Below are 23812 nucleotides of genomic sequence, written 5' to 3' on the forward strand. Positions count from 1 at the left end.
TCGGTAGGGACGCGGGGGCGAAAAAGCCCGCGGTCACGCGACCAGGACGAACAGTGCGACGACCGCCACGAACAGCCCCGGAAGGAGGTACAGCCCGCCCGTCCGGAGCGCGCGAAACCCGACCCGGCGGGGCGAACCGTCGCCGATCAGGAACGGCGCCCCCTCGCCGTGGCCCACGACGGCGTTGACGCTCCCGGCCCGCCCCGACGCCGGCCGTGCCCGCCCGAGGACGTAGACCTCCCCGCCAGGGCGAAGTCGCCGCTCGACGTACCGGCGATCCGAGCCCGTCGCGACCGAGAACAGCCGTAGATCGAGCCGGGAGTTCTCACAGGAGACCGCGTCGTTGGCCTCGATGTATCGCTGGACGCGCTCCGGGGGAGCGCTCCCGCCGTCGACCTCGACCCGCTCCGTGTCCGCGCCGATCCGCACGTCTGCCAGCCGAGGGTCGACGAGAACGCTGCCCGAGTCGTCCGCGAGCACGAACGGCACCGACTGGGTCACCGAGTCGACCTCGGTCCACGAGCCGCCGTGCTGGCCGGACTCGTACTCCTCGACGACCGTCTCGACGAACAGGCAGTCCTCGCCGGTGAAGGGTCCTTCGAGGAGCTCCTCGGCCACGCGAGCGGTTCCGTGGAGCTCGATCGTCCCCTCCGAGTCCGTCAACAGGTCGCTGACCCGGCCGGTCGGCGTCGAGAACACCCGATAGGCGGTGTAAAATTCCCGCCCGGCGACGAGCAGGGAGCCGGCGGCGACCGCTCCACAGACGAGGAGAACGACGAGGACGACCGGGGACGGGAGGACCATGAATATCGCTCTCACGACCGTGAAATAAACGTACTGGCGACGTGGGCTTTTATCCCCGGGCCCGCAACCCCTTCGCATGAGCCAGGACGACCTCCAGCGCTCGGGGTTCAAGGAGCGCACGCGGATCGACGAGGCCCGAGAGCGCCTGCTCGAACGAGTCGCGTCCCACGACCGGACCGAGCGCGTCCCGCTCGCGAGCGCGGACGGCCGGACGCTCGCGACCCGCGTGACGGCGCCGAAGCCCGTCCCGGGCTACGACCGGGCGGCGATGGACGGCTACGCGGTGCGCGCCGAGGACACCTTCGGCGCGAGCGACCGCTCGCCGAACCTCCTGCGCGAGGGCGAGGACGTCGGCCCCGAGACCGCGGTCCGCGTGCATACGGGCAGCGAGCTCCCCGAGGGCGCCGATGCGGTCGTGATGATCGAGCAGGTCGAGCGGGTGGGCGAGGAGCTCGAGGTGGGCGACGGCGTCGCGGAGGGCGAGAACGTCGGGCCGGTAGGAGAGGACGTCGCCGAGGGCCAGACGCTCTACGAGCCGGGTCATCGAGTTCGTCCCTCGGATCTGGGCCTCCTGAAGTCGGTGGGGCTGACCGAGGTCGAGGTGAGCGAGCGCCCGACGGTCGCGGTGATCCCGACCGGCGAGGAGCTCGTCCAGTCCGATCCCGAACCGGGCGAGGTGATCGAGACCAACGGCCTGACGGCCTCGCGGCTCGCCGACCGCTGGGGCGGGCGACCCACCTATCGGGACGTCGTCACAGACGACCGCGAGGCGCTGCGGGCGGCGATCCAGCGCGACCTCACGAAGGACCTGATCGTCACGACGGGCGGCTCCTCGGTGGGCGAGCGCGACCTCATCCCGGAGGTCGTCGACGAGATCGGCGAGGTGCTCGTCCACGGCGTCGCGCTGAAGCCGGGCCACCCGGTTGCCTTAGGCGTCGTCGAGGAGACTCCCGTTCTCATGCTCCCGGGCTACCCCGTCGCCTGCATCGTCAACGCCGTCCAGTTCCTCCGGCCCGCGCTCAAACGCGCCGGCGGGATGCCCTGCGAGGACCACCCGACGACCGAGGCGACCCTCGAACGGAAGATCCGAAGCGAGCCCGGCGTGCGGACGTTCGCGCGGGTGAAGGTCGATCGCGGCGGGAACGAAACGACCGCGCTTCCCACGCGGGTCAGCGGCTCGGGCGTCCTTTCCAGTGTGGCGCTCGCGGACGGCTGGGTGGTCGTGAGCGAGGACCGCGAGGGGATCGCGGAGGGCGAGACGGTCGCCGTCGAGGACTGGGAGTGGTCGGCATGACTGATCGAAAGGAGTTCCGCGAGCTCGTGCCGCCCCAACAAGCCCACGAGGCCATCGCGTCGCTCGATCTGGGCGGCGGGAGCGAGGCGGTCTCCCTGCGCGAGGCCCGCGGGCGGGTCCTCGCAGAGCGGGTCGACGCCGACCTCGACGTCCCGGGGTTCGACCGCGCGAGCATGGACGGCTACGCGGTCCGGGCCCGCGACACCTTCGGGGCCGACGAGGCCGATCCAGTAGTGTTGGATCTCGCTGGCTCGGTCCACGCCGGCGAGGAGCCCGACGTCACGGTCGAGGCGGGGAGCTGCGTCGAGATATCGACGGGCGCGGTGATGCCGCCGGGCGCGGACGCCGTGGTGATGGTCGAGCGAACCGATGAACGCGAGAACGGAAGCGCGGTCGAGATCCGCACCTCGCTCGCCCCGGGCGATCACGTGATGCTCGCGGGCGCGGACGTCGCCGGCGGCGAGCGTGCCTTGGGACCTGGAACCCGGCTCACGCCCCGCGAGATCGGCCTGCTGTCGGCGCTCGGCGTCGACGCCGTGCCGGTGCGATCGAAACCCCACGTGGGGATCGTCTCGACGGGCGACGAACTGGTCAGGCCCGGCGAGGCGCTCCACAGCGAGCGCGGGCAGATCTACGACGTCAACAGCTACACGATCGCCACGGCCGTCGAGGAGGCCGGCGGCGAGGCCGAGCTGTACCCCCACGCCGGCGACGACTACGAGGAGATGGAACGGGTCCTCACGGAAGCCGCAGAGGAGTGTGATCTGGTGCTCTCCTCGGGCTCGACCTCCGCGAGCGCCGTCGACGTGATCTACCGCGTGATCGAGGACCGCGGAGAGTTACTGTTGCACGGCGTGGCGATCAAGCCCGGCAAGCCGATGCTGGTCGGAGAGTTCCCCGACTCGGCCTACGTCGGCCTGCCGGGCTACCCCGTCTCGGCGCTCATGATCTTCCGCCACTTCGTCGCTGGCGCGATCCGGCGGGCCGCCGGGGTTCCCGAACCCCGGACGGCGACCGTCGAGGCCGAGATGGCCCTCGAGGAGCGCTACGGCGAGGGCCGGACCCGGCTCATGCCCGTCGGACTCATAGAGAACGGCGAGGGCACCACCCTCGCATACCCGGTCGACAAGGGCTCGGGGGCGACGACCAGCCTCGTCGAGGCCGACGGCGTCGTCGAGGTCGACCCCGACACGGCCTACCTCGACGCCGGCGAGCGGGTCTCGGTCGATCTCTTCTCGCCGGACGTCCGCCCGCCGGGGGTCTTCGGCGTCGGCGAGGACGACCCCTTCCTCTCGGGCGTGCTCGACGAGCTCGACCACCCCCGGTATCTGTCGATCGGGGGCCGCCAGGGGCTCCGGCGGCTCGACCGCGGCGCGCCCGACTTCGCCGTGACGTCGGGCCCCGTCGAGCGCGAACTCGACGCAACCGAGTTCGGCGGCTGGAGCCGCGAGTGGGGGCTCGTCGTTCCCTCGGATAACCCCGAGGGGATCGAGGAGCTCGCGGACCTCGCGGACCGCGAGCTGCGCTTCGTCAACCGACCCACGGACTCGGGGCTTAGGGGTACCCTCGACGACGCGGTCGAGACGCTCGCCGGCGAGCGCGGCGAGTCGCGAGCCGACCTCACGGAACGGATCGACGGCTACGAGCTGACCGTCCGGGCTCAGGAGAGCCCCGCCCGAAAGGTCGCCGCGGACGGGGCGGACGCGGGGCTCGGGCTCCGTGCGACCGCGGAGAAACTGGGGCTGGGCTTCGTCTCGCTGGGCGAGGAACGGGTGACGGTGCTCGCGAACCCCGATCGGATGGAGAAACCGGGCGTCGAACGGCTTCGGGAGGTCCTCGAGACCGCCGAAATAGAGGGGCTACCGGGCTTCGGCGGATAGCCCGACTCCGAGGCCGGGACCGATATCGAGCTCCTCGAAGCTGCGTACGCGGTGGTTGCCGAGCACGCAGACGCCCCGGCTGTCCGGTCCGTGGCGCTCGACGTGGATCGCGTCGAGACCGGCGTTCCAGGCCGCGCCCACGTCGTTCGCGCCGTCGCCCGCGAGCACACCCCGGCCCTCGACGCCGAGGTCGGCCATCGCCCGCTCGACGGGCGTCGGGTCGGGCTTCCAGCCCACCTCGTCCGAGCAGCAGACCACGGCGTCGAACCAGTCGGCGATGTCGAGGCGCTCGAGGACGGGCTCGGCCAGGAACGGCTGACAGTGGGTGACCAGCCCGACGGGCTCCTCGATGTCGGCGACGAACGCCGCGTCCTCGTAGAGGGTCGTCGCATCGACGCGCTCTTCGGGCTGTTCGACTTCATCGAAGGCCGCCCAGAACGGCTCACGGTCGATCCCCAGGGCGGCGATCTGTGCCTCCCGGTCGGCGCCGAGGCCGTACCACAGGCCCCGGGCCTCGCGGTCGGAGAACTCGCGGCCGATCCGCTCGCCCACGCGGTCGAACGTCTCGCGGACGTAGGACCACTCGACGTCGACCAGCGTCCCGTCGAGGTCGAGCAGCCAGAAGTCGTAGTCGGTCGCGCTACCGGTCATAGAGGGTCTCGGATACGGGTCCGGTACGTATCAACGTTCTGCCCCCCGCCCCACCTCGATCGAGCTCGCGAAGTACTTGTTGAGCACCTCGCTCACGGAGTCGGCGTTGAACTGCGAGAGGTCGTCGGCGATCGCTCCCTTGAGCGCCTCGTACTCCGCCTCGCTCGTCTCGAAGCGGCGGTACTCGACGTTCTCGACCGGGACGCCGAGCGCCTCCTCGGCGAGCCCGCGCAGGTGGTCCGGCGCGTTCGCCTCGCCGCGCCAGAGGTTGTCCCGGAAGAACAGCCAGCCGTCCTCGCCGGGCGGGTCGGCCTCGCTCTCCAGCGTCGTCTCGAAGGTCGCGGGCTCGACCCGGACGCCGCTCGCGGGGTCGAGGCGAAATCGCACGGCGAAGACGTAGCGTGCCATCAGGCCTCGTCGTTCACCGCCCCGGCCATCTCGATGTCCTGGTCGGTGATCCCGCCCTCCTCGTGGCTGGTGAAGCGGACTTCCACTTCCTGGAAGTCGACGATCATCTGGGGGTGGTGGAACTCCTCGTCGGCGATCTCGCCGACCTCGCGGGCGAAGTCGAGCCCCGCGAGGTAGTCGTCGAACTCGAAGGTCCGGGTGATCTCCTCGCCGTCGCGTTCCCAGCCCTCGGGGAGCTGTGTCTGGATCTCGTCGTCGTCGAGTAGTTCTGCCATGTCGTGCGCGAGGGTACGCGGGCCGATAAAAGCCGGCCCTGCGTTCTCCGAGCCGGAGTCGGGATCAGTCGTCCTCGATCCGGGCGGCGACCTCGGGCGGTATTTCCGAACCCTCGGGACCGATCCCCTTTCGGGGTGCCATCGGCCCCTCGCCGTCCTCGTCGTCGGCGGGGTCGAACAGCTGGATCGCGGTGTTGATCGTCTCCCAGTCGTCCTCGGCGGCGGCCTCCCGCAGGCTTCGGGTCGGTGCCGACAGCAGCTGGCCGACCAGCGCGTCGGCCATCGCCTCGACGGTCTCGCGCTGTTCGTCGGTGAGGTCGCCCTGGGACTCGAGCTTCGAGATCGCCGTCGTCACCTCCGCGCGCTTGGTCCGCTCGGCACCCTCGTACATCCCGCTGATCACGTCGTCGGCCTGTCGGCGCTTGAACTGCTCGAGCAGGTGGTCGAGCTCCTCGTCGATCATCGTCTCGACCTCGCGGGCGGCCGCGGCCCGGGTCCGTTCCGTGCGATCGGTCACCGTCTCGAGGTCGTCGAGGTCGTAGACGGCGACCCCCTCGAGTTCGCCGGCCCGCGGGTCGACGTCCCGGGGCTTCGCGAGGTCGACGACGGTACACTCGCCGACGAACAGCGACGCGTCGAGTACCGGCTCGTCGCTCCCCGTCGCGGCGATCACGACATCGGCATCGGCGGCGCTTCGTTCGAGCGCCGAAAGCGATCGTGCCTCGGCGTCGATCGGCAGCTCGCTCGCGACGTGCTCGGCCCGCGATCGGGTCCGGTTCGCGACGACCAGCTCCGCGAGGTCGTGTCGCGAGAGCGCCTGTGCGGCGAGCGTTCCCATCTCGCCGGCACCGACGACCAGCGCCGTCGCGTCCTCGATGTCGCGGTCGGCGGCGACGAGCGAGACCGCCGCGCTGCCCAGCGAGACGACGCCCTCGTTGATCGCCGTTTCGGTGCGTGCGCGCTCGCCGACGTGGATCGCCTTCAACAGGGCGTCCTCGAGCAGCCCGCCGAGCGCCCCCACGCCGCGGGCCTGGGTGTAGGCCTCCCTGACCTGGCCGATGATCTGGTCCTCGCCGAGCACCAAGGATTCGAGGCCCGCCGCGACCCGCAGCAGATGCCGGAGGCTCTCCTCGTGACCCGTCCAGACCGCCGCCTCGCCGAGGTCGCCGGCCCACGTCCCGAGGGCGGCCCGGCCGACCGCCGGGTCGGGCGTGACGACGTACGCCTCCGCACGGTTACACGTCTGGAGGGCGAACGCCTCGCTGACTCCCTCCCGGTCCAGCAGGTCCTCGACCAACGCCCGCTGATCGAGCCGGCAAGCGTCGTCGATCCGATCGACGGAGGCGGTCTCGTGAGTGATACGGACGCCGATGATGACGCCGCCGCTCACGCTGAATCCCCTTCCGATTCGACTCTCTCGATCACGTCTGCAACCACTTGCGAGCGCTTCGTGTCGCCGCTACGTAAATCCTTCCAAACCGACGACGACGAGACGACACCCCGGAGGGCCTCGCGACGCCGCTCGGCCGCCAGCCCCGACAGGGCCTCCCGGAGCTCGCCGGCGACCGCCGCCACCTCGCCGGCGCCCTCGATCTCGGGCTCGATCCGTTTCCTGAGCTCCCGGCTCAGCGCCGGGCTCGTCCCGCCGGTCGAGACAGACACCACCACCGGGTCCTCGCGGACCGTCGCGGGAACGACGACGCTGCCGGGCTCCCGTGAGCCGTGGGTGTCCGCGCGGTTGACCAGCACGCCGCGCTCCCTCGCCTCCCGCTCGATCGCGGCGTTCAGCTCCCCGTCGTCGGTCGCCGCGACGGCCAACGCCGGCCGTGTCCGCTCGAACCAGTCCGGGACGTCCTCGGGAGTCGGCGCCGCCCGGACCAGCTCGCTGTCGCCGAACTCGCGCTCCCCATCGAAGGCGGGGCTCACGACCAGCGTCCGGGCCTCGCGGGCGAACCGCCGCGCCTTCCGGGCGCCGACGCTCCCGCCACCGAACACCATCACGGTCTGCCCCTCGAAATCGTGGAGCAAGGGGATCATTCGGTGTTCGCGTCCGCGCGTTCGTCCAGCCGGATGCCGGTCTTCTTCAGGATGCGCGTCGAGAACAGGCTGTCCCAGTCGTCCTCGCTCACCTCCCAGAACCCCGCCATCCGCTCGCGGACCTGCTCGATGCGCTGCTCGCTCTCGGCCTCGCTGCGTCCGTGGGTCATCGCGAAGAAGTTGTACGGCCAGACGCCCTCGTGGCGCGGGCGCTGGTAGCAGTGGGTGACGAAGGGGAGCGAGGCGATCGCGGGGCCGACCTCGCTCACCAGGTCGTCGGGGACGTCCCAGACGGTCATCCCGTTCTCGGTGTAACCAAGCGCGTAGTGGTTCGGGATGACGCCGACCCGGCGGACCTTGCCCTCCTCGTCGAACCGCTTGATCGTCGCACGGACCCACTCGGGATCGGCGTCGAGCTCCTCGGCGATCGCCGCGTAGGGGTCGGCGACGATCGGAAAGCCGTCCTGGATCGCGAGCACGAGGTCTCGTTCCTCGGGCGTCAGGGTCGTGCTGTCGGTCGGCTCGACTGCGGGACCGAGCCTCGAGAGGTCGACGTCGCCCTCCGGGATCGGCCCGTCGAGCATGAACTTCGCCTCGACGCGGAACTCGCGTTGCTTGGGGAGGTCGTACGTCTCCTGGCCGGTCTCCTCCTCGATCGCCGCGAGGACCTCCTCGACGCGCGATTCGTCCGCCACCGAGACGACGAACCACATGTTGAGGTGGGGGTGTTCGCGCTCGTAGTTGTGTGCGACCTCCCGGTGGGCGTTGACCGTCTCGGCGACTTCCTCGAAGCGCTCTTCCGGAGCGTGCATCGCGACCAGCGTCGCCGTGCCGCCGATCTCCTGGGCGTTGACCAGCGCGCCGAAGCGCGTGAGGACGCCCTCCTCGTCGAGCCGTCGTACCCGTTCGAGAAGCTCCTCGCCGCTCACCTCGACGCCCCGTTCCGAGAGGGCCCGCGCCGCGTGTTCGAAGGGCCGTTCGCTGACGGGAAAGCCACCCTGAAACGCGTTGATCAGCGCGCGGTCGATCCGGTCGAGCTCCTCGACCTCGGCCCGTGTCATGTCCGGATCTCGGGGTTCGGGCGGGATAAGCGTCGCGTTGCCGTCCGGGTGCCCATCGGGACTACTCCTCGACGCCGGTCACTTGAAACCCCTTCTCGCGGATCGCCTTGAGGATCCCCTCGTGGTCCGCGCTCGCCTCGTAGTAGAAGACGACGTCGAACGACCCCTCCCGGAGGAGCTGCTGGCACTCCCAGACGAACCCGTCATCCTCGAGGGTCAGCCCCTGGTGTTGGTTCGACGCGAAGTCCGAGTCGTTCGACCCCGAGTAGACGTAGGTGTCGGTCGGGTCGTAGCCGGCCCCTTCGGCGATGATCTCGCCGATGTCGACGGTCGCCTGGTGCATCTCGATGTCGTCGCTGCCGTCCAGATCGGTGTGGACGATCGCGCCGGCGAGCTCGATCTCGCCCGGTTCGAGCAGGCGTTTCGTCCGCTGGTAGAGGTCCTCGTCGAGGGGTTCGCTCATACGAGCGGTGGGCCCGCCGGCCCTATACCGTTCACGGTACGCGTCGCTCGCGGGCTCGATAATAGGAAACGTGGTTCACGGGCGGATGCCCCGAACGATCGTCGAAGCGCCGATTACAGCCGTTCCAGGTTCGTCGCTCGAGGACCCTTGTCGGCCTGTTCGATGTCGAACTCGACCTCCTGTCCTTCCTCGAGGTCGGGGCCGCCCACGTCCTCCATGTGGAAGAACACGTCCTCCTCGGAATCTTCGCTGTCGATAAAGCCGTAACCGCCGGTGTCGTTGAAGAAGTCGACCGTACCTTTCGCCATTGCAACTCCCTCTTCGCCGTCCACCCTTAAAAAACTGCGCAAAAGTCGGCGGGCACAAGGCTCATTGCACCGGCTGCCGTCGCCGAACGTAGATGGCACCGTCCGCACGTTCGCTCGGCTCGCGCGTCTACGAGAACCTCCTCCTCCGCGAGATCGACGACGGACCGGCCCACGTCGCCGTCATCCAGGACGGCAACCGCCGCTACGCCGAGAAACGCGGGGCCGAAACGACCGACGGCCACCGCGCCGGCGCACAGACGACCGAACGGGTCCTCGATTGGTGTGAGGAGCTGGGCATCGAGGAGCTCACTCTCTATGCTTTCTCGACGGAGAACCTCGATCGGCCCCGCGAGGAGCGCGAGGCGCTCTACGACCTGCTCTGTGAGAAGCTCCGGGAGTTCGCCGACGCCGACCGGGTTCACGACGGCGGCGTGTCGATCCGCGCGCTCGGCGACCTCTCGCTGCTGCCAGAGCGGGTCCAGGAGGCGGCCCGCTACGCCGAGCGCCGGACCCGTGACTACGACACGTTCGTGCTCAACATCGCGCTGGCCTACGGCGGCCGGGCCGAGCTACTAGGGGTAGCCCGCGACGTCGCCGGCGCGGTCGAGTCCGGCGAGCTCGCCTCCGAGGAGATCGACGCCGGGACGATCGACTGCCGGCTCTACGACGACGAGGTCCGGGACGTCGACCTGATCATCCGCACCGGCGGCGACGAGCGCACCTCGAACTTCCTGCCGTGGCACGCCAACGGCAACGAGGCGGCGGTGTTCTTCTGTGCGCCCTACTGGCCGGAGTTCTCGAAGATCGACTTCCTCCGGGCGGTCCGTACCTACCAGCACCGCGAGGCCTCCTGGCAGAACACGAAGACCCAGCGCGCGCTGGCGCTGGTCGGCGCGCTCTCGGACGTCGACCTCCCGCAGGCCCGCGACGTCCTCGACGGGAACGCTGACGGCGAGAGCGACCCCGCCCGGGAGACCGCCGCCCCGATCGAGCAGTAGACCGATCGGAACCGGCGTCGCTTCGCTCGCGACGACGTTCGGACGGTGAGCGAAGCGAACCGACCGTCCGGGAGGCTCGTACGAGCCTCCCGTGACTTGGACCATCGTCCGAACTTCGTCGGTCCTCTCACTGGCGCTCGCTACCCGACGACGGTTGGACTAGCGTCCGAACCACCGGGAAGCCCGCAGAAGCTTCCCGTACTTCGGACGGTTCGCGTCGCTCACCGTCCGAACCGCCGAAAGGCTCCCTCCGTTCGCCTTTCGTGATTCGGCCTAGCGGCCGAACCGCCGGCTTCGTTTCTTGTAATCGAGCACGGCCCTGAGGTAGTCCCGCTTTCTGAAATCGCGCCAGTTGACGTCGGTGAAGTAGAGTTCGGCGTAGACCGACTGCCAGATCATGAAATCCGAGAGCCGTTCTGCGCCCGTCTTGATCAGCAGGTCGGGCTCGTCGGGGAACACCAGCTGGGCCTCGATGTCGGCGTCGGTGATCCCGTCGGGATCCCGCTCGCCGCGCTCGACCTCGCGGGCCAGCGCCCGCACCGACCGCGCGAACTCGCGCTTGCCGCCGTGGCCGATCGCGATCCGGATCGGGGCGTCGGCCTGCTGGGTGTCGTCGGGCCCCCGGACGTCGACCCGCCGGGGCGCCTCGAGCTCCGCCAGCTCGCTCACGAGGGTGGGCGCGGCCGCCGGATCCAGCACGCTCACGTAGACGGTCACGCGGTCGGCGTCGTACTCGTAGGCCCACTCGAGGACCGATTCGAGGGTGGTGTAGGCCCCGCGTTCGAGGAGGTCGCGCTCGGTGATCACGATGGCGACGTGTTCGGGGAGCGCGCCGTCATGGCGCCGAACCCGGCTGGCGAGATAACGGTCGTACAGTCCCACACTCCCCCTCTCGCGGGCGAGCCCGTAAGCCTCACGGCCCCGTTTCGGAACGGGTAAGTGGCCGACCACGAAACCGGGGCCGTAGTGACCGGACGAGTCCGGCGTGCGGGGGCGTTCGCGCTCGTGGGCAGCCTCTCGCTTGCCGCGCCGCTGCTCGGCCCCGCGGCGTTCGTCCCCTTCGCCGCCGTCGGCCTGCTGGCCGCACTCGTCATCGACGAGGGGCGGGCCTTCGACCTCTTCGCCCGCCCCGGCGACTACGAGGAACGGACCCTCTACGGGCTCGCGGGCTTCTCGCTCGCCGCGACCGCCCTCGCGTTGCTCGTGATCGTCGGCTTTCCTCCCGAGCTGTTCGCCGGGACGGTCTGCCTGCTCGCCGGCGGCAACCTCGCCCAGCAGGCCGTCACGGCCCGCACCACCGACGATCTCCCGACGACCGCCGGCTTCGCGACAGGGGGCTTTCTCGCCGGGCTGGGCGCACAGCTCGTCGTCACCCCGTTCTCGCTGGGGGTCGCCCCCGCCGCGGCGGCCTTCCTCGCGGCCTGCGGCGCGCTCATCGCCGCCCTGCTGCGCGCGGTGCTCTACCAGCGCGACGACCCGCTCGTGCTGCTGAGCGTGGGGCTCGTGCTGTGGGTCGTCTCGGACCTGGGGATCGTGACCACCGGCCTCGAGGTCGTCGGCGCGATCGCGGTGACGGCGCTGCTCGGCTACGTCTCCTACGCGCTCGGCACCGCCTCCATCCCGGGGATGGTCACCGGAATGTTGCTCGCGCTCGTCACCATCGTCCTCGGGGGCTACGGCTGGTTCGTCCTGCTGATCGCCTTCTTCGCCATCGGCGGGCTCTCCTCGAAGTTCCGCTACGACCGGAAGCTCGCCCGCGGGGTCGCCGAGGACAACGAGGGCGCCCGCGGCAGCGGCAACGTCCTCGGCAACTCAGCGGTCGCGCTCGTGGCGGTGCTGGGCTACGCCGCGACGCCCGACCCCCTCGACGTCCCCCCAGAGCTGTTCTTCTTCGCGTTCGCGGGCGCGATCGCCACCGCGATGGCCGACACCCTCTCGAGCGAGATCGGCGGCGTCTACGACGACCCCCGCCTGATCACGACCGGCGAGCCCGTCCCGCCCGGCACCGACGGCGCGGTCACCTGGCAGGGCGAGCTGGCCGGGTTCGCGGGCGCGGTGGCCGTCGCGATCCCCGCGCTGTTCCTGTTCGAGGCCATCGGCTCGCTGGGGGCCGTGCTGATCGCCGTCGGCGGAGTCGCGGGCATGACCGCCGACAGCCTGTTCGGGGCCACTGTCGAGAACCGCTGGCTCGACAACCAGGGCGTGAACTTCCTCGCGACGCTGGTCGGCGCGCTGGTCGCGGTGGGGCTCGCGGCGCTGGCGGGGCTGTTCTAGGCGGGCCCGACGAGTTCGTCGAAGGTGCGGATCCGGACGCTCGTCGGTCGTTTCACGTACTGCCCGCGCTCGCGCGCGATCACCTGTGAGACCCCGCGCTGGGCCGCGACGTCGAGCACGCGCTGGCTCAGCTCGCCGTCGAGGACGATCGCCCGGGGCGGCTCCTCGGCCCTACGGACGGCCTCGAACGCCTCCTCGGCCGGTGCGCTCGCGAGCTCGGCGAACTCGCCGTCGAGCAGGCGGACCGTTTCCGTCCCCCCGCCGATGGCGTCCTCGGCGTGTTCGCGCAGGCTCGCGGGGGCCTCCGGTTCGGGTTCGGCTTCAGGCTCGGCCTCGACCCCCGCCGTCGCACCGCCCTCGTCCGGAGCCGGTTCCGCGTCGGGACCCGACGGCTCCGCGGGCGATTCGGCGGTCTCGGCGGCTCCGGCGACCTCGCTCGTCTCGTCGGGGGCGGGCCGGGTGCTGCCGTCGGTCGCCGCGATGACCTCCCGTGGCGTGGCGGCGTCGGCGACCGCCCGGAGCGACACCTTCTCCCGCAGCGCCGCCAGCGCCTCCTCGCGCGCGAGGTCCTCGACGGACCGCCCCTGTGGGGCGAAGGCGATCGAGTCGATCTCGCCGACCTGCTCCAGTTCCTTCATGATGAGCTCGCCGCCCCGGTCGCCGTCGAGGAAGGCCGTCGTGGTTCGGTCCTTCGTCAGCTCCGCGATCGGCTCGGGCACGTTCGTCCCCTCGACCGCGACGGCGTTCTTGATCCCGTACTTCAGCAGCTGGAGGACGTCGGCCCGGCCCTCGACGACGATGACCGCGTCGCCGTCGGCCACGCGGGGGCCGGCGGGGTAGCCCTCGTACTCGGTGATGTCCTCGACGCGGACGCTCTCGCGGACCCGTTCGAGCAGCTCGTCGCTCGAGAGCGCCGTCTCGTCGAACGCCGTCGAGAGCAGCTCGCGCGCCCGGCCGACGACCTCGCGGCGGGCGGCCGCGCGGGTGTCCTCGATCCGGCTGACTTCGAGGGTCGCCCGGCAGGGGCCGACGCGCTCGATGGTCTCCAGGGCCGCCGCGAGGACGGCGGTCTCGACCTTGTCCATGCTGGTCGAGACGGTCACCGTCCCCGTCGACTGGCCGGCCTGGCTCGCGATCTCGACGTCTATCCGCCCGACGCGCGAGGACTGCTGGAGGTCGTGGATGTCGAGATCGTCGCCCAGTAGCCCCTCGGTCTGGCCGAAGATCGCGCCGACGACGTCACTCCGCTCGACCACCCCGTCTGCGGTGACGTCCGCGTGAATGAGGTATTTCGTGGTATCGTTGAATGTCATTGGTAACTGTCATGAACGTCCCCATGACGGCTCTAGTTCGTGCCGAGAGCTGAAAATAATTGCCGTCTGCGGGCACGATAGGGGTCGATATCGGACGGATGACCGTGCTGGCGGCCGGAACTCAGTCGATCCCGTTTCGGTACTCCTCGAAGGTCGATCGGACGGTCTCCCGGGCGTCCTCCCGGCTCGTCTCGCCGAAGGCGTACTCCCCGATCCGGACGCTCTCGACGACGGCGATCGCCGACGGGTCCTCGACCAGGAAGAAGGTGACCGTGTGTGCCCCGTACCAGACGGCCATCACGCGACGATCGTCGCTGAACGACACGTACTGTGCCCCCTCGAGCGCCTCGGCGAGTGCGATCGTCACGACTCCCCATCACGACGGGCGGTGTTAGTTCTGGCCCTCTGAGAGCGCATTCGACAGTTCTTAACGATCCGCGGGCGGACCCGCGGGTATGCAGACCCACATCGTGCCGGTCGGCTTCGACTACGACCGGCTGATCGCGCCACTGGTACGCGATCAACACGACGTCGACCGCGTGATCCTCATCGAGGGGGCGATCGGCAGCGAAGCCAACATAGAGTACTCGCGGAACCTCGCGGGGAAACTGGAGAAGGACTTCCAGAACCTGCTCGGGGCCGAGACCCGACGTCTCGGGCTGGAGGACGTCTACGACTACGACGCCGCCTTCGAACAGGCCTACCGGCTGATCAACGCCGAGCTCGACGCCGGCAACGAGGTCTGGGTCAACGTCAGCACGATGCCCCGGACGGTGAGCTTCGCGGTCGCGACCGCCGCCAACTCACTGATGGTCGAGCGCGACGAGGACGGCCGACGGGTCCACACCTACTACACCGCCCCCGAGAAGTACCTCGAGACCGAACTCGCCGAGGAGCTGCGCCGCGGGGTCGAGTTCCTCGAGGACGCCCGGGAGGAGGGGATCGACCCCGAGCGGGTCGACGAGCGCCTCGAGACGATCCGTGAGCTGCTCGACGAGTTCGACGAGCGGGGCACCACCATCGGCGCCAAGGAGATCGGCGGGCGCCACATCGTCGAGCTGCCGATCGCCTCCTTCTCGAACGTCAAGCCGTTCGAGGAGCTGATCCTCTTCAAGCTCGGCGAGGACGGCACCTTCGAGAGCGTCAGCGAACTCGCCGAGGCGCTGGCCGACGAGCTCGACGAGCCCTACACCGACAGCTTCCGCTCGAAGGTGATCTACAACGTCGACCGCCTGGGCCCGAGCGGCAAGGGCTACATCGAGCGCGAGGAACGGGGCAAGTCCTACCGGACGCGGCTCTCGCGGATCGGCGAGCTGTGGGTCCGGGCCCACTCCAGCGCGGAGTGAACGTCGTGGTCTACGCTCCCTCGACCTGCGCCTTCTTCGCGCGCGTCGCGAGCGCGAGGAAGGTGATCCAGATCGTGAGCATCGTCGCGCCCCATCCGGCGACCTGGAACGCCGTCGTGTTCAAAGCGAGCTCGACGGCCATCGGGTCGGCGAAGGGAAGGTTCGTGTGGTGGGGGCCGCCGACGATCGGGACGAAGTAGTCGACCGTGAGGTCGAAACTGTACCAGAGAAGCGCCGCGGCGATCGCCGGGATCGAGAAGTCGCTGTAGCGGTGGATCAGGAAGGCCTGGGCGACCATCCCGAGATGGCTGGCCAAGAGGAAGGCGTACATCGGGGTCGCCGTCTGGGCGAGGAAGGCGTCGTTGAAGACGACGAGGGTAAAGGGCGTCCAGAGCCCGAGCTTGATGTTGCCGAAGAACGCGAGCATGTCGATCAGTTCGTTCTGCTTATCGAGCTTCCAGAGCGCGAGGCTCAGCGCGATGAACAGCGTCGCGAGCGGGCTATCGGGCACCCACGGCCACATTACTACCGGTGTCCCCGCGAACTGAAACCGATAGTACCAGAAGCCGAAGGCCGTCCCCGCGACGTTGATCGCGACGATCACCCAGGCGTACCGCAGCGCGAGGTCCTCCAGCTGGCGGGGAAGCGGGGCGAGCCACGCGGGGAGGGGCGATCCGGTCATCGTCCCGATGGGCGACCGAGCGGACCAAAGACCTGCCGGTTCCCCGCGACCCGTGTGGGTTTTGGGCGACGCGTCCGATGTCGGGACATGGACGACCGAGAGACGCTCGTGATGACGCCCGGCCCGACCGCGCTCCCCGAATCGGTCCGCGAAGCGATGGCCCGCCCGATCCACAACCCCGACGTCGAGCCGGAGTTCACCGAGCTCTATCGTGATCTCCTCGAGAAGCTCGGGGAGGTCTACGGCACCGACGACGACCTCGTGGTGCTGGCGGGTGAGGGGATGGTCGGGCTGGAGACGGGCGTCGACTCGCTGATCGAGGAGGGCGATACCGTCCTCTGTCTCGCCAACGGGATCTACGGGGCGGGCTTCGCCGACCTCGTCGAGAGCCACGGCGGCGAGCCCGTGGTCCACGGGGCCGAGCCGACCGAGGGGTTCGACCCCGAAGCGGTGCGGGAGGCCGTCGAGGAGCACGACCCCGCGGTGGCGACGATGGTCCACTGCGAGACGCCCACGGGGGTGCTGAACGAGCTCGACGGCGTTCTCGAGGTGCTCGATCAGCGCGACGTGCTCTCAGTCGTCGACGCCGTCTCCTCGCTTGGCGGGACCGAGGTCCCGACCGAGCACATCGATATCGGTCTCGGGGCTACCCAGAAATGCCTCAGCTCGCCGCCCGGGCTCGCGACGCTGTCGGTGAGCGACGCCGCCTGGGAGCGCGTCGCGGCGGTCGAACAGGACTCCTTCTACCTGAACCTCGAACCCTGGCGCGATCTCGGGCTCGACGACCCGCCAGCCGCCTTCCCCTACACCCACTCGGTGTCGAACTGCTACGCCCTCGACGCCTCGCTCGACCTCCTGCTGGAGGAGGGACGCGAGGACGTCTTCGAGCGCCACGCCGAGGCCGCCGAACACTGTCGCGAGCGCGGGCGCGAGCTCGGGCTCGAACCGTTCTCGGCGGAGCTCGCCTCGCCGACCGTCACCGCCTTCGCGGTCGAGGGGCGCGCCGAGGAGCTTCGGGAACGGGTCGCCGAGGAGGGTGTCGTCCTCGCGACGGGCCTCGGCGAGTACGCCGAGGACCTGCTGCGGGTGGGCCACATGGGCTACAACGCCGACATCGAACGGGTCGATCGGACGATGGACGCGCTCGACGCCGCCCTGGAATGAGAGAGGTCACATAACTGACCTGACTGAATCATGTTATGCACCCCGGGCGCCTGGGGGTGGGTATGACGACGAGGACCGATCGGGAGCCCACAGAGGACGGTTCGGGGGACGACATCGGCGCCGGCATCGCGATCGGAGTCGCCCTCGGGGTCGGGGTCGGGCTGGCCACCGACAACCTCGCGCTGTGGCTCCCGCTGGGCGTGGCGATCGGGGTCGCGGTCGGCGCGGGGATGGGGAAGCGATAGGGACGACGGCGACCGTCGGGACGACCGACACGTATTACCCGCGCCCGTCCTTCGGGCCGACCATGCCCGAGGAGACCGACATCGAGGAACTGAAGCGTGGCACCGATCTGGTCAAGCGGGGGTTCGCACGGATGCAGAAGGGCGGGGTCATCATGGACGTCGTCGACGCCGAGCAGGCCCGCGTCGCCGAGGAGGCCGGCGCGGTCGCCGTGATGGCCCTGGAGGCGGTTCCCGCGGACATCCGCAAGCGCGGCGGCGTCGCGCGGATGGCCGACCCTGCGGACGTCAGCGAGATCGTCGACTCGGTCTCGATCCCGGTGATGGGCAAGTCCCGCATCGGCCACACGAAGGAGGCCCAGATCCTCGAGGCCGTCGGCGTCGACATGATCGACGAGTCGGAGGTCCTCACTCCCGCCGACGACGCCTACCACATCGACAAACGCGAGTTCACCGCGCCGTTCGTCTGCGGGGCGCGGAACCTCGGGGAAGCGCTCAGGAGGATCGAGGAGGGCGCGGCGATGATCCGCACCAAGGGCGAGGCCGGCACCGGCGACGTCAACCAGGCCGTCCACCACCAGCGCCAGATCAAGGGTGCGATCCGCAAGCTCGAGGGGATGAACCACGAGGAGCGCGAGGCGTTCGCCCGTGAGATCGAGGCACCGGCCCATCTCGTCCACGAGACCGCAGAGGCCGGACGGCTCCCGGTCGTGAACTTCGCGGCGGGCGGGATCGCCACGCCCGCCGACGCGGCGCTGATGATGCACCACGGCTGTGACGGCATTTTCGTCGGTTCGGGGATCTTCGGCGCCCAGAACCCCGAAGCGATGGCCGACGCGATCGTCGCGGCGACCACCAACTGGGACGACCCCGAGACGCTCGCGGGGATCGCCTCGAACGTCGGAAAGAGCATGAAGGGCGACGCGAACGTCGACCTGCCCGAGGAGGAGCGCCTGCAGGACCGCGGCGTCTGAGTTCGAAGATCCCGACACCGACGACGGCACCGTAACGCAGTGACTGTGGCTTTTTGTCGTCGCGCTCCGATACCCCCGTCATGGAGTTCGGCGTCCTCAGCACGGCGGGTATCGCACGGAAGGCCTTTCTCCCGGCAGCCGCGGCCAGCGACCACGCCGTCGGCGCGATCGCCTCGCGCGACGCCGAGCGCGCGCGGTCGGTCGCCGGGGAGTACTCGATTCCACGCCACTACGGGAGCTACGGGGAACTGCTCGAGGACGACGACCTCGACGCGGTCTACGTCCCGCTGCCCAATGCGCTGCACGCCGAGTGGACCCGGAAGGCCGCCGACGCCGGCCACGACGTGCTCTGCGAGAAACCCCTCGCCGCGGACGCCGAGGAGGCTCGCGCGACCGTCGAGCACTGTCGCGAACGGGGCGTGACGCTGATGGAGGGGTTCATGTACCGGTACCACCCCCGCACCGAGCGTGCGGTCGCGCTCGCACGCGAGGAGCTCGAGGGCGTCCACTCGGTGTCGGCGACGTTCAAGTTCCCGCTCGGGGACGACCCCGCGGACGTCCGCCTCTCGCCGGAGCTCGCCGGCGGCAGCCTGATGGACGTGGGCTGCTACGCGGTGTCGGCCGCTCGGCTGTTCCTCGGCGAGCCCGAACGGGCCTTCGCCACGACCCACGACTCGCGGGGCGCCGGCGTCGATACCGACCTCGCCGGGGTGCTGGAGCTCGGCGACGGCGCCTCGGCCCGGGTCGCCTCGGGCTTCGACTCGCGGCTGATCCAGCGCTACCGCGTCGAGGGGGAGAACGGCTGGATCGAGGTCGAGGACGCCTTCGACGCGCCGACCGATGAGCCCACCGAGCTCGCCTACCGGATCGACGGCCGGAAGGGCACGGAGACGTTCGACCCGGTCGACCAGTTCCGACTCGAGGTCGAGCACTTCGCATCGGCGGTCGAATCGGGCGAGTCGCCGCAGACGGACGGCGAGGGGGCGGTCGCAAACATGGAGGCCATCGACGCGCTCGCCGAGAGCGCCCGCCGTGACGAGGTCGTCGACGTCGAGTGACCGGCTTCAGAACAGCTCCGCGCCCCGCCCGACCTCCGTCTGGTAGGCGCGGGTCTCGATCCCCCGTTCGGCGAACCGATCGAGCATCGCGCTCGCGATTCCCTTCCTGCGCTCGTCCTCGCAGGCGGCGATGATCGCCGGACCCGCGCCGCTGACCGTGACGCCGGTCGCGCCGGCCTCGAGGGCGGCCTCGCGGACGCCGTCGTAGCCGTCGATGAGTTCGGCGCGCGCGGGCGTGACGATTCCGTCCTCCATCCCCTGACCGACGAGCGCGGGGTCGTCGCGGAACATCCCCGCGACCAGCGTCGCCGCCCGGCCGACGCAGTCGACGACCTGTGAGACCTCCGCCGAGCGGGGCACCACCCGTCGGGCGTCGCGCGTCGAGATCACGAGCTCGGGCAGACAGACCACCAGCGGGATCGAGGCGTCGACCTGCGTGACCCCCTCTGGGGTGGCGATCGTAAAGCCGCCCATGATCGAGGGCGCGACGTTGTCGGCGTGGGCCTCCCCCGAGACCAGCGCCTCGCCCTCGGCGGCGTAGGGCACGAGCTCCTCGCGTGAGTGACCCAGCCCGTAGGCCTCGTCGATCGCGACGGCGACCGCCGCGGCGCTGGCCGCGGAAGAGCCGAGTCCCGAGGAGGGCCGAACCCCCTTGTCGATGCGGATCTCCGCGGGAGCGTCGAGGGCCTTCGCGACCGCCCCGGCGACGTTCTTCTCGGGGTCCTCGGGGATGTACTCGCTGCCCGCCCCGTACATCTCGATGGTCGTCTCCTCGGCGGGCTCGATCCGGACGACGTCGGCGGGCTTCGAGAGCGCCGCGCCGAAGACGTCGAAGCCGCTTCCGAGGTTCGCGCTCGTCGCGGGGGCCCGCACGGTAACCATGCCCGTCCTTCCCGGAGGGTGGGCAAAAAGGTAGCGTCTCCCGGAGCCGTCAGGCGTCTCCCTCCTCGCGGACGCCGGGCGCGCTGCCCACGTCGACGTCCGCCGGCTCCTCGCGGCCACCGACGCCGACCTCGCCGTGCTCGTCCTCGACGTAGAGGTCGTCGGCGAAGCCGCCCTCCGCGTGGGGGTGGTCGGGGTCGTCGAGCTTCTCCAGCGTGGCCGGCGCCTCGGGGATCCCGTCCGCAGGCCGGAAGGCCCCAAGGGGATCGTCGATAGTGATGTCGTAGCGCTCGAAGAAGTTCGCGTAGCGCTCGTAGTGGTCCTCCAGTTCGTCGACCGGGATCTCCATCATCTCGGTCCAGCCGTGGTTGTAGAAGTCGAAATTGGCCTGGATGTGGGTGATCTCCCTGGCCTCGGCCTCGTCGAACTCCTCCTCCAGGGCGCGGAGATACGTGTCCATCGTCGCGTCGAAGAAGGCATCGAGGTGTGCCCGGCGCTCCTCCTGACGGTCCTCGTCGGCCTTGTCGAGGAAGATCTTCGTATGCATCTTCACCAGCCCGTAGTTCGCGACGTCGCGGACGCCGGGAGTCGAGAGTGCCTTCTTCGCGGCCCAGTGGCGCGGGTTCTGTCGGATCTTCATGGGCGGGGGTTGGGACGCCAGGACCATCAACGTCCCGCCGGCGGCTCGTAGAATAGCAACCGACTTTACCCCTCGTATCGAACCCCCCGCCATGACCCAGTCGTACGTGATCATCGGCGATGGGATCTCGGGGAGTTCCGCCGCCGAGACCCTCCGGGAGAAGGACCCCGACGCGGACATCACGGTCGTAACCGACGAGGGTGAACCGCTGTACAACCGCATTCTCATCAAGGAGTTCGCGAAGGGCAAGCTGCCCGAGGCGCCCATCTCCATCCACGACGAGGGCTGGTACGAGGAGCGCGACATCACCCTCAGCCTCAACACCCACGTCACCGGCGTCGATCCCGAGGGCCACGTCGTTCACACCCACGAGGGCGACGACCTCGAGTACGACAAGCTGCTGATCGCGACCGGCGGCACCCCTACCCAGCTGCCCGTCGAGAACAGCGACGCCGAGGGGATCCACCACTTCTGGACGTTCCAGGACGCCCGCAAGATCGAGGAGGACGCCAGCGAGGCGGAGAAGGGCGTCGTCGTCGGCGCGGGACTGCTCGGGATCGACCTGGCGGCGATCTGTGGCGCCCAGGAGGTCGACGGGAAGTACCTCATGCGCGGGAACCGCTGGTGGCGCTACGCGCTGTCGCTCGACGGCGCGGAGATCATCCACGAGGGGCTGCGCGAGAAGGGCGTCACCCCCGTCTTCGACAGCGGCGTCGACCGCTTCGAGGTCGACGACTCGGGGCGCGTGACCGCGGCGATCGACCCCAACGGCGAGCGCTTCGAGGCCGACTTCGTCGGGATCGCCATCGGGCTCGACTTCAACACCGAGTACCTCCGCGGGGCGGGCCTCGAGGAGGACGGCGGGATCGTCGTCGACGAGTACATGCAGACCAGCGTCGACGATATCTACGCCTCGGGCGACCTCACCCGGTTCTACGACACCATCCTCGGCGAGTACGCCCAGAACGGCTCGTGGGGCTCGGCCAAGGAGCAGGGCACGATCGCCGCGACGAACATGGTCAACGACGACGAGAGCGAGGCGTTCCGCTGGGTCTCCTCCTACTCGATCACGCACTTCGACTTCCCCTTTCTCTCCTTCGGCCATCCCACCCTCGGCGACGAGTACGTCGAGCGCAAGTACTCCGACACCGAGTGGCGCCGCATCGCCATCAAGGACGGCAAGATCGTCGGCGGCGTGCTGATCGGCGATCTGGCCCCCCAGACCCGCCTGAAGAAGCTCATGCGCGAGGAGACCGACGTCTCGGGCCAGACCGACGTCCTGATCGAGGAGGAGATCGATCTGGACGATCTCGCGGTCTCGCAGTAAGGCGTACTAGTCGTCGCCGATACGGTTTTTTATTCAACTGGGTTCGTGAACCAGCCGGTAGGTACAGGGAGTTTACGAATCAATCGCTGCAGATGAGATATCTAAGCCAACGGAAGTCTTATACAATGTAGTGATAATGTCTCAGACATGATAATGCCGGAAATATCTCCTCTAAACCTGAATGAGGGTGCATTGAGATATGCCATCATTGGCGGGCTTGTTTCAATCCCGCTTAGTCTTGGGCATCACTGGTGGTCAGGGATGGGAAATACCTTTTCGACCCTCCCGATCTTCTTTGGAGGCCTTCTTGCAGGTTATCTCGCACAGAAGAACACTCAAAAGCCTGCGACGGCGGGTGTTGGTGCGGGATTAATCGGTGGCTTGCCGGGATACATCTTTATGCTCCCGTCGATGGTTCAGACAGTGACAGCATCGTCGCCCGGAACCGTCTTAGTGCTAGCATTTTTTATTCCAGTAATCCTCGCTGTCGCTGCTCTTCCCGGATGGATTGGTGGATTAGTCGGCGGCTGGTTGGCCAAGAAGGTCGAGAGAAAGCAGGTCACTGCTGCCAATAGTTGAAATTTAGTGCTTTTGTTGGGGAGCCACTCGCTATTCCTAGTAAACACCTCCGGAGCAACAGAAGTGGACTACCTCATCAAGCGAACTGAGTGGTGGTGTTTGTCGCTTAATAGGGTGGTACCGGCGATAGATTCGCAGCTGTACATACCGTTTCGTCGAATCGGTCCCTGTCGAAAACGAACGGAGAAACTACACCGGAGACTACTGGTAAGGCCCGCTCCGAGGCACACACCGAAGTTCCCGGGGCCCGTTTTCCGAATCGATGGTAGACAACGAGAGCGACACCTTCGACATCGGCGGCGAGTTGACCGTTCATCGACTCGGCTTCGGCGCGATGCGGATCACCGGCGAGGAGATCATCGGCCCGCCGGAGGACGAGGACGAGGCTCGGGAGGTCCTCGAGCGAGCCCGCGAGATCGGCGTCGACTTCGTCGACACGGCCGACTCCTATGGCCCCTGCGTGAGCGAGCGGCTGATCGGCGAGGCCTACGGGCCCGACTACGAGGACGTCGTCGTCGCCACGAAGGGCGGGCTCTGGCGCACCCTCGACGGGAGCTGGCCGCCGTGTGGCGACCCCGAGTACCTCCAGGACGCCCTGATGGGCAGCCTCGATCGCCTCGGCGTGGACTCGATCGACCTCTATCAGTTCCACCGACCCGACCCCGACACCCCCTTCGAGGAGTCGGTCCAGCAGCTGGCGGAGTTCAAGGACCAGGGCTACATCGACCACGTCGGCGTGAGCAACGTCTCGGTCGAGCAGCTCGAGGAGGCGCGCGACATCGTCGATATCGCGACCGTCCAGAACGAGTTCAACGTCGGCGACCGATCCGACGAGGACGTGCTCGAGGCCTGTGAGGACGCCGGCATCGGCTTCATCCCGTGGTCGCCGATCGGCTCGGGCGACGACGACCTCGGGGGGAAGGCCGACGCCGTCTCGGAGATCGCCGAGGCCCACGACGCGAGCGACTCGCAGATCGCGCTGGCGTGGCTGCTCCAGCGCTCGCCCGTGACGCTCCCGATCCCGGGCACCTCGAGCGTCGAGCACTTAGAGGAGAACGTCGCGGCCAGCGGGATCGAGCTGAGCGACGACGAGATGAACAGGCTAGAGTAGGAAGCGGTATCGTTTTCGGGCGTCCCGGCCGAGGATGAGCC

27 protein-coding genes are annotated in these 23812 nt (G+C 69.1%); 12 read left to right on the forward strand and 15 right to left on the reverse strand.

The features are described 5' to 3' along the window. Positions 1-33 precede the first annotated feature (33 nt). Positions 34-804: a GIDE domain-containing protein gene (locus WOA58_RS01490; RefSeq protein ID WP_340602355.1), complete on the reverse strand. Its 771-nt coding sequence runs from the start codon at positions 802-804 to the stop codon at positions 34-36. 76 nt (positions 805-880) lie between these two features. On the opposite strand from WOA58_RS01490, the gene WOA58_RS01495 reads away from it, so the two are divergent. Together WOA58_RS01495 and WOA58_RS01500 are read left to right on the forward strand one after the other, a co-directional pair. Further along, positions 881-2098, forward strand: a complete 1218-nt coding sequence (locus WOA58_RS01495; protein ID WP_340602356.1) for a molybdopterin molybdotransferase MoeA — start codon at positions 881-883, stop codon at positions 2096-2098. Then, positions 2095-3978: a molybdopterin biosynthesis protein gene (locus WOA58_RS01500; protein ID WP_340602358.1), complete on the forward strand. Its 1884-nt coding sequence runs from the start codon at positions 2095-2097 to the stop codon at positions 3976-3978. The genes WOA58_RS01495 and WOA58_RS01500 overlap by 4 nt, the downstream gene beginning before the upstream one ends. Here WOA58_RS01500 and WOA58_RS01505 read toward each other — a convergent pair. From WOA58_RS01505 to WOA58_RS01540, 8 genes are all read right to left on the reverse strand, one after another. Then, positions 3958-4629, reverse strand: a complete 672-nt coding sequence (locus tag WOA58_RS01505) for an HAD family hydrolase (RefSeq protein ID WP_340602359.1) — start codon at positions 4627-4629, stop codon at positions 3958-3960. The genes WOA58_RS01500 and WOA58_RS01505 overlap by 21 nt on opposite strands. Positions 4630-4659: 30 nt before the next feature. Then, a complete protein-coding gene (gene lwrS / locus WOA58_RS01510; protein WP_340602361.1) occupies positions 4660-5037 on the reverse strand; it encodes an LWR-salt protein in 378 nt (125 codons plus the stop codon). Beyond that, on the reverse strand, positions 5037-5312 hold the full coding sequence (locus WOA58_RS01515) for a 4a-hydroxytetrahydrobiopterin dehydratase (RefSeq protein WP_340602363.1): 276 nt from the start codon (positions 5310-5312) through the stop codon (positions 5037-5039). The genes lwrS and WOA58_RS01515 overlap by 1 nt, the downstream gene beginning before the upstream one ends. A 64-nt stretch (positions 5313-5376) precedes the next feature. After that, positions 5377-6702: a glutamyl-tRNA reductase gene (gene hemA, locus WOA58_RS01520; protein WP_340602364.1), complete on the reverse strand. Its 1326-nt coding sequence runs from the start codon at positions 6700-6702 to the stop codon at positions 5377-5379. Then, positions 6699-7349 carry a precorrin-2 dehydrogenase/sirohydrochlorin ferrochelatase family protein gene (locus tag WOA58_RS01525; protein ID WP_340602365.1) on the reverse strand — a complete coding sequence of 217 codons (651 nt, stop codon included), beginning with the start codon at positions 7347-7349 and terminating at the stop codon, positions 6699-6701. The genes hemA and WOA58_RS01525 overlap by 4 nt, the downstream gene beginning before the upstream one ends. Next, positions 7346-8410, reverse strand: coding sequence for a siroheme decarboxylase subunit beta (gene ahbB / locus WOA58_RS01530; protein WP_340602367.1), 1065 nt, complete (start codon positions 8408-8410; stop codon positions 7346-7348). Before ahbB ends, WOA58_RS01525 begins: the two co-directional genes overlap by 4 nt. A 61-nt stretch (positions 8411-8471) precedes the next feature. Then, complete coding sequence (locus tag WOA58_RS01535) at positions 8472-8873, reverse strand: DUF5778 family protein (RefSeq protein WP_340602368.1); 402 nt, start codon at positions 8871-8873, stop codon at positions 8472-8474. 113 nt (positions 8874-8986) lie between these two features. After that, entirely contained in the window at positions 8987-9181 is a 195-nt protein-coding gene (locus WOA58_RS01540) for a cold-shock protein (RefSeq protein ID WP_121820397.1), read from the reverse strand. Between the two features lie 92 nt (positions 9182-9273). On the opposite strand from WOA58_RS01540, the gene uppS reads away from it, so the two are divergent. Continuing rightward, the gene (uppS, locus tag WOA58_RS01545) at positions 9274-10179 is read left to right on the forward strand and encodes a polyprenyl diphosphate synthase (protein ID WP_340602370.1); all 906 of its coding nucleotides are present in this window, start codon (positions 9274-9276) and stop codon (positions 10177-10179) included. Positions 10180-10452: 273 nt separating this feature from the next. Here uppS and WOA58_RS01550 read toward each other — a convergent pair whose 3' ends face one another. Next, complete coding sequence (locus WOA58_RS01550) at positions 10453-11061, reverse strand: undecaprenyl diphosphate synthase family protein (protein WP_340602371.1); 609 nt, start codon at positions 11059-11061, stop codon at positions 10453-10455. An 84-nt stretch (positions 11062-11145) separates the two neighbouring features. On the opposite strand from WOA58_RS01550, the gene WOA58_RS01555 reads away from it, so the two are divergent. Then, positions 11146-12453, forward strand: coding sequence for a DUF92 domain-containing protein (locus WOA58_RS01555; RefSeq protein WP_340602372.1), 1308 nt, complete (start codon positions 11146-11148; stop codon positions 12451-12453). Here the strand turns inward: WOA58_RS01555 and dnaG are convergent. Next, positions 12450-13766, reverse strand: coding sequence for a DNA primase DnaG (dnaG, locus tag WOA58_RS01560; protein ID WP_340602373.1), 1317 nt, complete (start codon positions 13764-13766; stop codon positions 12450-12452). The two genes, WOA58_RS01555 and dnaG, sit on opposite strands and share 4 nt — an antisense overlap. Before the next feature lie 121 nt (positions 13767-13887). Next, positions 13888-14133: a hypothetical protein gene (locus WOA58_RS01565; protein WP_340602374.1), complete on the reverse strand. Its 246-nt coding sequence runs from the start codon at positions 14131-14133 to the stop codon at positions 13888-13890. Positions 14134-14221: 88 nt separating this feature from the next. Between WOA58_RS01565 and WOA58_RS01570 the strand changes: the two genes are divergently transcribed. After that, a complete protein-coding gene (locus WOA58_RS01570; protein ID WP_340602375.1) occupies positions 14222-15112 on the forward strand; it encodes an HFX_2341 family transcriptional regulator in 891 nt (296 codons plus the stop codon). A 10-nt stretch (positions 15113-15122) separates the two neighbouring features. Here WOA58_RS01570 and WOA58_RS01575 read toward each other — a convergent pair whose 3' ends face one another. Next, a complete protein-coding gene (locus tag WOA58_RS01575) occupies positions 15123-15794 on the reverse strand; it encodes a DUF1405 domain-containing protein (RefSeq protein ID WP_340602376.1) in 672 nt (223 codons plus the stop codon). Positions 15795-15881: 87 nt separating this feature from the next. Between WOA58_RS01575 and WOA58_RS01580 the strand changes: the two genes are divergently transcribed. From WOA58_RS01580 to WOA58_RS01595, 4 genes are all read left to right on the forward strand, one after another. Then, positions 15882-16958 (forward strand): pyridoxal-phosphate-dependent aminotransferase family protein, encoded by a 1077-nt coding sequence (locus tag WOA58_RS01580; RefSeq protein WP_340602377.1) that lies wholly within the window; start codon positions 15882-15884, stop codon positions 16956-16958. Between the two features lie 62 nt (positions 16959-17020). Continuing rightward, a complete protein-coding gene (locus WOA58_RS01585) occupies positions 17021-17203 on the forward strand; it encodes a hypothetical protein (RefSeq protein WP_340602378.1) in 183 nt (60 codons plus the stop codon). A gap of 62 nt (positions 17204-17265) precedes the next feature. Beyond that, the gene (gene pdxS / locus WOA58_RS01590; protein ID WP_340602379.1) at positions 17266-18174 is read left to right on the forward strand and encodes a pyridoxal 5'-phosphate synthase lyase subunit PdxS; all 909 of its coding nucleotides are present in this window, start codon (positions 17266-17268) and stop codon (positions 18172-18174) included. 80 nt (positions 18175-18254) lie between these two features. Further along, entirely contained in the window at positions 18255-19232 is a 978-nt protein-coding gene (locus tag WOA58_RS01595) for a Gfo/Idh/MocA family protein (RefSeq protein ID WP_340602380.1), read from the forward strand. A 6-nt stretch (positions 19233-19238) separates the two neighbouring features. Here the strand turns inward: WOA58_RS01595 and WOA58_RS01600 are convergent, their stop codons facing one another. Continuing rightward, the gene (locus WOA58_RS01600; RefSeq protein ID WP_340602381.1) at positions 19239-20114 is read right to left on the reverse strand and encodes a homoserine kinase; all 876 of its coding nucleotides are present in this window, start codon (positions 20112-20114) and stop codon (positions 19239-19241) included. Positions 20115-20163: 49 nt separating this feature from the next. Then, positions 20164-20754, reverse strand: coding sequence for a DUF6149 family protein (locus WOA58_RS01605; RefSeq protein ID WP_340602382.1), 591 nt, complete (start codon positions 20752-20754; stop codon positions 20164-20166). A 91-nt stretch (positions 20755-20845) separates the two neighbouring features. Between WOA58_RS01605 and WOA58_RS01610 the strand changes: the two genes are divergently transcribed. The 3 genes from WOA58_RS01610 to WOA58_RS01620 all read left to right on the forward strand — a co-directional run bounded on the left by WOA58_RS01610 (position 20846) and on the right by WOA58_RS01620 (position 23771). Beyond that, the gene (locus tag WOA58_RS01610; protein WP_340602383.1) at positions 20846-22081 is read left to right on the forward strand and encodes an NAD(P)/FAD-dependent oxidoreductase; all 1236 of its coding nucleotides are present in this window, start codon (positions 20846-20848) and stop codon (positions 22079-22081) included. Positions 22082-22228: 147 nt separating this feature from the next. Then, positions 22229-22660 (forward strand): DUF5518 domain-containing protein, encoded by a 432-nt coding sequence (locus WOA58_RS01615; RefSeq protein WP_340602384.1) that lies wholly within the window; start codon positions 22229-22231, stop codon positions 22658-22660. A gap of 262 nt (positions 22661-22922) precedes the next feature. Further along, positions 22923-23771, forward strand: a complete 849-nt coding sequence (locus tag WOA58_RS01620; RefSeq protein ID WP_340602385.1) for an aldo/keto reductase — start codon at positions 22923-22925, stop codon at positions 23769-23771. Positions 23772-23812: the final 41 nt, after the last annotated feature.

This window comes from Halalkalicoccus tibetensis, assembly GCF_037996645.1.
Taxonomy (GTDB): Archaea; Halobacteriota; Halobacteria; order Halobacteriales; family Halalkalicoccaceae; genus Halalkalicoccus; species Halalkalicoccus tibetensis.

Bases quoted from the DNA above. Each gene is read 5' to 3' on its own strand.
- WOA58_RS01490 (WP_340602355.1), bottom strand. From the start codon at position 804: ATGGTCCTCCCGTCCCCGGTCGTCCTCGTCGTTCTCCTCGTCTGTGGA.
- WOA58_RS01495 (WP_340602356.1), top strand. From the start codon at position 881: ATGAGCCAGGACGACCTCCAGCGCTCGGGGTTCAAGGAGCGCACGCGG.
- WOA58_RS01500 (WP_340602358.1), top strand. From the start codon at position 2,095: ATGACTGATCGAAAGGAGTTCCGCGAGCTCGTGCCGCCCCAACAAGCC.
- WOA58_RS01505 (WP_340602359.1), bottom strand. From the start codon at position 4,629: ATGACCGGTAGCGCGACCGACTACGACTTCTGGCTGCTCGACCTCGAC.
- lwrS (WP_340602361.1), bottom strand. From the start codon at position 5,037: ATGGCACGCTACGTCTTCGCCGTGCGATTTCGCCTCGACCCCGCGAGC.
- WOA58_RS01515 (WP_340602363.1), bottom strand. From the start codon at position 5,312: ATGGCAGAACTACTCGACGACGACGAGATCCAGACACAGCTCCCCGAG.
- WOA58_RS01525 (WP_340602365.1), bottom strand. From the start codon at position 7,349: ATGATCCCCTTGCTCCACGATTTCGAGGGGCAGACCGTGATGGTGTTC.
- ahbB (WP_340602367.1), bottom strand. From the start codon at position 8,410: ATGACACGGGCCGAGGTCGAGGAGCTCGACCGGATCGACCGCGCGCTG.
- WOA58_RS01535 (WP_340602368.1), bottom strand. From the start codon at position 8,873: ATGAGCGAACCCCTCGACGAGGACCTCTACCAGCGGACGAAACGCCTG.
- WOA58_RS01540 (WP_121820397.1), bottom strand. From the start codon at position 9,181: ATGGCGAAAGGTACGGTCGACTTCTTCAACGACACCGGCGGTTACGGC.
- uppS (WP_340602370.1), top strand. From the start codon at position 9,274: ATGGCACCGTCCGCACGTTCGCTCGGCTCGCGCGTCTACGAGAACCTC.
- dnaG (WP_340602373.1), bottom strand. From the start codon at position 13,766: ATGACATTCAACGATACCACGAAATACCTCATTCACGCGGACGTCACC.
- WOA58_RS01570 (WP_340602375.1), top strand. From the start codon at position 14,222: ATGCAGACCCACATCGTGCCGGTCGGCTTCGACTACGACCGGCTGATC.
- WOA58_RS01575 (WP_340602376.1), bottom strand. From the start codon at position 15,794: ATGACCGGATCGCCCCTCCCCGCGTGGCTCGCCCCGCTTCCCCGCCAG.
- WOA58_RS01580 (WP_340602377.1), top strand. From the start codon at position 15,882: ATGGACGACCGAGAGACGCTCGTGATGACGCCCGGCCCGACCGCGCTC.
- WOA58_RS01585 (WP_340602378.1), top strand. From the start codon at position 17,021: ATGACGACGAGGACCGATCGGGAGCCCACAGAGGACGGTTCGGGGGAC.
- pdxS (WP_340602379.1), top strand. From the start codon at position 17,266: ATGCCCGAGGAGACCGACATCGAGGAACTGAAGCGTGGCACCGATCTG.
- WOA58_RS01595 (WP_340602380.1), top strand. From the start codon at position 18,255: ATGGAGTTCGGCGTCCTCAGCACGGCGGGTATCGCACGGAAGGCCTTT.
- WOA58_RS01600 (WP_340602381.1), bottom strand. From the start codon at position 20,114: ATGGTTACCGTGCGGGCCCCCGCGACGAGCGCGAACCTCGGAAGCGGC.
- WOA58_RS01605 (WP_340602382.1), bottom strand. From the start codon at position 20,754: ATGAAGATCCGACAGAACCCGCGCCACTGGGCCGCGAAGAAGGCACTC.
- WOA58_RS01610 (WP_340602383.1), top strand. From the start codon at position 20,846: ATGACCCAGTCGTACGTGATCATCGGCGATGGGATCTCGGGGAGTTCC.
- WOA58_RS01615 (WP_340602384.1), top strand. From the start codon at position 22,229: ATGATAATGCCGGAAATATCTCCTCTAAACCTGAATGAGGGTGCATTG.
- WOA58_RS01620 (WP_340602385.1), top strand. From the start codon at position 22,923: ATGGTAGACAACGAGAGCGACACCTTCGACATCGGCGGCGAGTTGACC.